General features: G+C 39.4%; 8 protein-coding genes. 1 reads left to right on the top strand and 7 read right to left on the bottom strand.

Features of this window, described 5'->3' with window-relative positions; translation table 11 throughout:
* On the top strand, positions 1–272 hold a 272-nt coding region (locus L4C39_RS19815; RefSeq protein ID WP_429747690.1), incomplete at its 5' end, for a transposase.
* A gap of 32 nt (positions 273–304) precedes the next feature.
* On the opposite strand, the gene L4C39_RS19810 is transcribed toward L4C39_RS19815, so the two are convergent.
* The 7 genes from L4C39_RS19810 to L4C39_RS19780 all read right to left on the bottom strand — a co-directional run.
* Positions 305–706: a putative four-helix membrane protein gene (locus L4C39_RS19810; RefSeq protein ID WP_429747688.1), complete on the bottom strand. Its 402-nt coding sequence runs from the start codon at positions 704–706 to the stop codon at positions 305–307.
* 702 nt (positions 707–1408) lie between these two features.
* Positions 1409–1918, bottom strand: coding sequence for a GNAT family N-acetyltransferase (locus L4C39_RS19805; RefSeq protein ID WP_429747686.1), 510 nt, complete (start codon positions 1916–1918; stop codon positions 1409–1411).
* 133 nt (positions 1919–2051) lie between these two features.
* On the bottom strand, positions 2052–2897 hold the full coding sequence (locus L4C39_RS19800; RefSeq protein WP_429747684.1) for a hypothetical protein: 846 nt from the start codon (positions 2895–2897) through the stop codon (positions 2052–2054).
* A gap of 186 nt (positions 2898–3083) precedes the next feature.
* On the bottom strand, positions 3084–3350 hold the full coding sequence (locus tag L4C39_RS19795) for a hypothetical protein (RefSeq protein ID WP_429747682.1): 267 nt from the start codon (positions 3348–3350) through the stop codon (positions 3084–3086).
* 46 nt (positions 3351–3396) lie between these two features.
* Positions 3397–3612, bottom strand: a complete 216-nt coding sequence (locus L4C39_RS19790; RefSeq protein WP_429747680.1) for a hypothetical protein — start codon at positions 3610–3612, stop codon at positions 3397–3399.
* A gap of 746 nt (positions 3613–4358) precedes the next feature.
* Positions 4359–5132 carry an NERD domain-containing protein gene (locus tag L4C39_RS19785; RefSeq protein WP_261889207.1) on the bottom strand — a complete coding sequence of 258 codons (774 nt, stop codon included), beginning with the start codon at positions 5130–5132 and terminating at the stop codon, positions 4359–4361.
* A gap of 755 nt (positions 5133–5887) precedes the next feature.
* A partial coding sequence (locus tag L4C39_RS19780; protein ID WP_429747678.1) for a hypothetical protein occupies positions 5888–6139 on the bottom strand: 252 nt, incomplete at its 5' end.

The raw sequence follows: 6139 nt of genomic DNA, 5'->3' as shown, positions 1-6139 counted from the left end.
TTGGTGTCGCACCAATAACAAGAGAGAGCGGCCGCTTCAAAGGCAAACGGATGATACAAGGAGGGCGAGCTCAAGTTAGGACAGTTATGTATATGGCGATGATGTCAGCTATTCAGTGTAACCCAGTTTTCAAGGTAACTTATGAACGATTACTTGCGGCAGGAAAACCAAAAAAAGTAGCGATAGTTGCTTGTATGAGGAAGATGGTTGTGATTTTAAATTCAATGCTGAGAGACGGTGTGATGTGGGATAAAAATAGCGTCAAAAATTAACTATTGACGCCATAGTCTCTTGTTAGGTATTTTCACGTTTGCCTAAGAAAAGCCACGACGCCAAAGCAAAGAGCCCCAATAGTTAACCATGTATCCATTAAAGAGCCCGCTATACCAATGAATTTAGATAACATCACTAACGGAAAACTTAGAAAAAATGCTGCTAATATATATCCAAAACATGGAGCCACAATATCCGCAACAAAATCCGATCGTTCGATTTTTTCACCATTAAGCTTCCGATGTTTCCATTCTTTGTAAGATGATGAAAGAAACCAAAATGCTAAAATGGAGGAAGCAATTGCACCCAGAACACTAAAGATACCGCTTCCGCCACCACTATGATATTCAGGATCATCATAGACCCCATACCTATCAGCGAAACTGTTAGCTGAACAAAGACTTAACATTACTGATGTGACAACTTTTTTCATTTGTATTCCTTATACCTAACGCCCAATTAAGGTGCGACAACGCTATAACACCAAACTAAACCATTGCACCGTAAACACAAATTTCAAACCGGAGTAAACTCGCCACGCGTTGGGAGTCACTCTTAAATTGTTTGTTATATTGCCCGCACGACGGAGCCAAGTTTAGCGCCAAGGTGCTGAATTRGTTACAAATCTACTGGCTTTGGACTCAGAAGTAAAACGGATAGTTCGAAACTCAATCATAGACAACAAAACGCACTTGGCTAAGAAGCGAAATAAATTGAAATTGGAGTTATTCGATTAACCAGAATGACAAAGAAGTCGAGCGAGRAACCTGACGACAAAGTGCGCTGAAGYCACAACTYYCAATGAAGYCCCCACGAAAGAGAAACCGCGCAAAATGAACTTGAGCCAGCAAAACTTACTAACGAGGAGACTTGCGTGACGTTGCACCTAATTAACCGATAAACATTCTACGTGCGATGGTCATTTTGATGGCAATTTTCACGAAAGAAACAGGTGTGTAGCTTGAGCGCAGAACAAAGATAAACGGATAATTTAACCCTTTGAATCTTATGCAATATAACGCCGCGTTAAGTAGTGAGCAACGCTACCACTAAACCTAAACCCTTGCACCGTAAACACCAAAATTCGATTTGAACCGAGAATGCCGAGCGTTGTGAATCTGTCTTAAACGCTTTGTTATGTTTCAGTTGTAACGTATGTCATTAATATTTCGTCATATGACTTCCCGTTGATTCTAAGTGCGTCAACCTCAGTGCCATATTTGCGAAAACCTAACTTTTCATACAACGAGATAGCCACCTCATTTTCGGAAGCTACTGTAAGTTGAATTTGTGAGATTTCAGTATTTTGAAAGGCAATCTGAACAAGCTTACTTAACAGGTCATTTGCAATATATTTACCGCGATGTTCTTGTTTTACAAAAATACCCCATAGGTAAGATTTATGCTTAATTTTTTCTTTGAGTGCTTGAGAAAAACCTGCAACTCCAATTAATACATCACCGTCAAATGCACCAATAATAAAGGCACTTTGAGTAGCAGTTACTCGAGAAATCCACTGCTCGTCCCTTAACGTAGATTCATCCTCAAAGCTGTTCTCAAAAGCTTCTGCAGACTGCACTAGGCTTAATAATCTCAACTCTTTGTACTGTTCCCAGTCACTTGCATCTAGTTTTCGATACTCCACATTTCCTCCTGAAACATAACGCCCGCTTAAGTGGTGAGCAACGCAATACCTAAGCTACCGCATGACACCTTAAACACCGAAAGCAACGCATAGTAAAAATGCCACGCGTTGCGAATCCGTCTTAAAGCGTTTGTTATGCAATTATCTCACGATCAGCTCGATGTAGACGCTCAAACAAACGCCTAAAGTGCATATGTTCTTCTTCAGACTTACAAGTATGCATAAGTTCGTCTGTATCTCTCACAAGCATACTTAGTCGATCCATCCGCTCTTCAACGGGGATTCTTTTCGATGCAATTAATTTATCCAATGAATTAGAAATTCGCTCAAATTCGATTGCAGCGATAGAGCTCTTTTTCGACATATTCCGTCCATTTAGGCTTGTAACTTCAAGCATTTGACGAATATTTCTCATTTCAGCATGCATAACTTCCAGCGCTAAACTGTCTTTACCATTTTCTAAATCTGGTATTTGTGCAGAGTTGCTTAGTGCTAGTAATTTAACTATCGAATTAACATTTGACGCATCGCTCTCTGCGCTTGCTGTAGCTTCTATTGCTTCTTTAAGCTTGTTCTGCATAGAAAGAACATCGTGATACTTCATTTCATTGGAATATTCTAAATATCTCAATGGGGCGATATCGAATATTTTAGGAGTACCTTCTTCTTGGATTAGAACTACTGGCTTGTCGAATGCCTGCCTAATGCCTAACTCAAATAAAACATTGGGGTTTCGATTTGATAAATCACAGATTGCAATAGGGGCTTCAATTAGTTTTTTAAGGATATCTAAATGGATCAGATTAGTTTCTTTAACTTCATCAGCTCTAACTGCATTGTAACCCGCCATTTCACATGATGGCTTTATTATATTCTCATATACATGACCGAAGTGCCCTTTGGGATATCCCTCGGCATCAGCAATCGGCATAATAATGAAACAGTCTTTTGCTGTATCTTTTGTATTTTTCCTAACCAAAATCAACCCTCTATATTACAAATAATTTCATAACGCCCAATTAAGGTGTGAAGCACGCTACCACGACACTTAAATTGACCACCCTAATCACTGAATTTGACTCGAACTAAAAATGCCAAGCGTGCTGAATCACTCTTAAATTGTTTGTTATGTGCGAACTCGACAGCTACGAATGATTTAAATTATTTATCCAATGAAACCAACCAGTAAGCCGATAATAGTTGCTACAATCGATCCTATTCCAACGATAGCTACTAACCGTTTGTTTCGACGATCATACTCAAACTTTAACCATTCATACGGTGAACTATCGTCGTAACCAACAAACATTGATTCACGTATAGCTTTACGGATATGGCTAGATTTGATTTTGTCTATTTCTTTTTCGTTTCGTGTACCCAGTTGTCTATAGACATCTTGTGTTTGTTCACTTAGATTTTCCCATGCAGACATCAACTACTCCTAAAGCCATATGGATAATTTTTGTTTAACGCGCCCCTCACTTGAGAAAGACGCCCTCTAACAATAACTTTTTCAAGACTGTAGCTTCATCTTCATAGCTCTTAACTAGAATCTCACTGACACTACCATTTTCGTCAATTACAGGGGTCGCTGCGAATATACTATTTTCAACGTTTTCAACTAACTTCTCTAATACATCGACTTGTTCATCACAAGCAGGAAATGACCATTCAAACACTTTCATATTGCACATTTAATTTCTAAAAATACTAGTTATAGTACGACATACACAGAAAAGTGCAACATAGCACATAACGCCCAATTAAGGTGCGACAACGCTATAACACCCAAACTAAACCGCTGCACCGTAAACACAAAATTCAAATCAGAGTGAAATCGACAAGCGTTAGGAGTCACTCTTAAATTGTTTGTTATATTGCCCGCACGACAGAGCCAAGTTTAGCGCCAAGGTGCTGAATTGGTTACAAATCTACTGGCTTTGAACTCAGAAGTAAAACGGATAGTTCGAAACTCAACCATAGACAACAAAACGCACTTGGCAAAGAAGCGAAATGAGCTGAAATTGGAGTCATTCGATTCGCCAGAATGACAAAGAATTCAAGCGAGAAACCTGACGACAAAGTGCGCTGAAGCCACAACTTTCAATGAAGTTCCCACGAAAAAGAAGCCGCGCAAAATGAACTTGAGCCAGCAAAACTTACTAACGAGGAGACTTGCGTGACGTTGCAGCTAATTAACCGATACACTTTCTACGTGCGATGGTTATTTTGATGGCAACTTTCACGAGACGAACAGGTGTGTAGCTCGAACGAAGAACAAAGATAAACGGATAATTTAACCCTTTGAATCTTATGCAATATAACGCCGCGTTAAGTGGTGAGCAACGCAGACTACTGCCCTTAAAGTATTGTGCCGTAAACACTTAACCCGAAGCAAACCAAAAATGCCGAGCGTTGGGAATCCGTCTTAAACGCTTTGTTAGTTGAACTGTTCGACCGACCTACATTTGGGAAATGCCGAACACCCCCAAAACTGTTTACCTTTATTTTCACCACGCTTAGTTTCACGAACAACCATTTCTGAGCCACAACGTGAGCACTGCTTTATAGCTTCTTTTGCTTCTACGATTTCTTTCACATGTTGACGATGCTTAATATCCGTAACAATGCCTTTTTTGAGCTTAACTTCGTTTATCGAGTACACAAATTGACTATATTCTGATTCAGAGAACACTGGTTGTTCAAACTTTTTGATGTATTCCAAGCAACCACGCGCATAAGTCACGTTTTCAGGCATATCAGTTTTAAAAGTACTGTCACCGATGAAAACAACTACTGAGTGTAGTTTTTCACTGCCTACAGCCAGTAAGGATTCAAGAGTCTTAACATGTTTGTAATTTTGGTGAAGTGGGTTTTGAAATTTTGATGAGTGACGATAGATTTTCTGAGTCCATTGCTTTTGGTTTTTAGATCCAAAGATCCAACCTTTCATGTTTTTGGTTTCCACAACGAAAATACCAAACCTTGAGACAACAATATGGTCGATTTGTGTTGTGCCGTCGTCTGTAGGTAGAGTTACATTCCTCACCAATGTGTAATCGGAATCAGGCAACTGAGATAGTAGTTTGTTTACCAAAAACTCGCCAAATACACCTTTAAACCACCGACTCTTGAATATCGAAACGACAATCAACAAAGGGATGATGTACCAAACCTGAACTAATGCACTTATTAATATTCCGAAAATATCCACTGAACTCTCCTTGTTCAACTAACGCCCAATTAAGGTGCGACAACGCTATAACACCCAAACTAAACCATTGCACCGTAAACACAAAATTCAAATCGGAGTGAAATTGCCACGTGTTGGGAGTCACTCTTAAATTGTTTGTTATATTGCCCGCACGACAGAGCTAAGTTTAGCGCCAAAATGCTGAATTAATTACAAATCTACTGGCTTTGAACTCAGAAGTAAAATGGATAGTTCGAAACTCAACCATAGGCAACATAACGCACTTGGCTAAGAAGCAAAATGAGCTGAAATTAGAATCATTCGATTAGCCTGAATGACAAAGAATTCGTGCGAGAAACCTGACGACAAAGTGCGCTGAAACCACTATCTTCAATGAAGTCCCCACGAAAAAGAAGCCGCGCAAAATGAACTTGAGCCAACAAAACTTACTAACGAGGAGACTTGCGTGACGTTGCAGCTAATTTGCCGACGCACTTTCTACGTGCGATGGTCATTTTGATGGCAACTTTCACGAAACGAACAGGTGTGTAGCTTGAACGAAGAACAAAGATAAACGGATAATTTAACCCTTTGAATCTTATGCAATATAACGCCCAATTAAGGTGCGATAACGCTATAAAACCCAAGCTAAACCATTGCACCGTAAACACAAATTTCAAACCGGAGTGAAATCGGCAAGCGTTAGGAGTCACTCTTAAATTGTTTGTTAGATTTTTTATTTCGTATCAATCAGTTAAAGTCAGGTAAATACGTGACTAACGAATTGATACACCCTCAATTTCAATAACTGAATTCGCATTGGCTCGTTCGATAATTTTAACCAAGGCAGATTGAATTACCTCATTTTCTCTAACATCAGTTTCACTTGAAAAACGCTCTTCTTGAACCTCTGATTCCTCGCCAAGAAGAAACTGAACAACCACTTCATTTGCAAAGTCAGACCTTTCACCGAAGTAAGATAATGTGATTTGAGGGTAACCTTTAAATCCTTTTTTGACCTGTTTCGC

The organism is Vibrio clamense (genome assembly GCF_050337905.1).
Taxonomy (GTDB): domain Bacteria; phylum Pseudomonadota; class Gammaproteobacteria; order Enterobacterales; family Vibrionaceae; genus Vibrio; species Vibrio cortegadensis.
Note: the sequence above shows the minus strand (reverse complement) of the source record. Positions and strands in the feature narration are given on the sequence as shown.

What these genes read in the sequence shown, in the direction of transcription:
- L4C39_RS19810 (WP_429747688.1), bottom strand. Translation starts at nt 706, where the DNA reads ATGAAAAAAGTTGTCACATCAGTAATGTTAAGTCTTTGTTCAGCTAAC.
- L4C39_RS19795 (WP_429747682.1), bottom strand. Translation starts at nt 3,350, where the DNA reads ATGTCTGCATGGGAAAATCTAAGTGAACAAACACAAGATGTCTATAGA.
- L4C39_RS19790 (WP_429747680.1), bottom strand. Translation starts at nt 3,612, where the DNA reads ATGTGCAATATGAAAGTGTTTGAATGGTCATTTCCTGCTTGTGATGAA.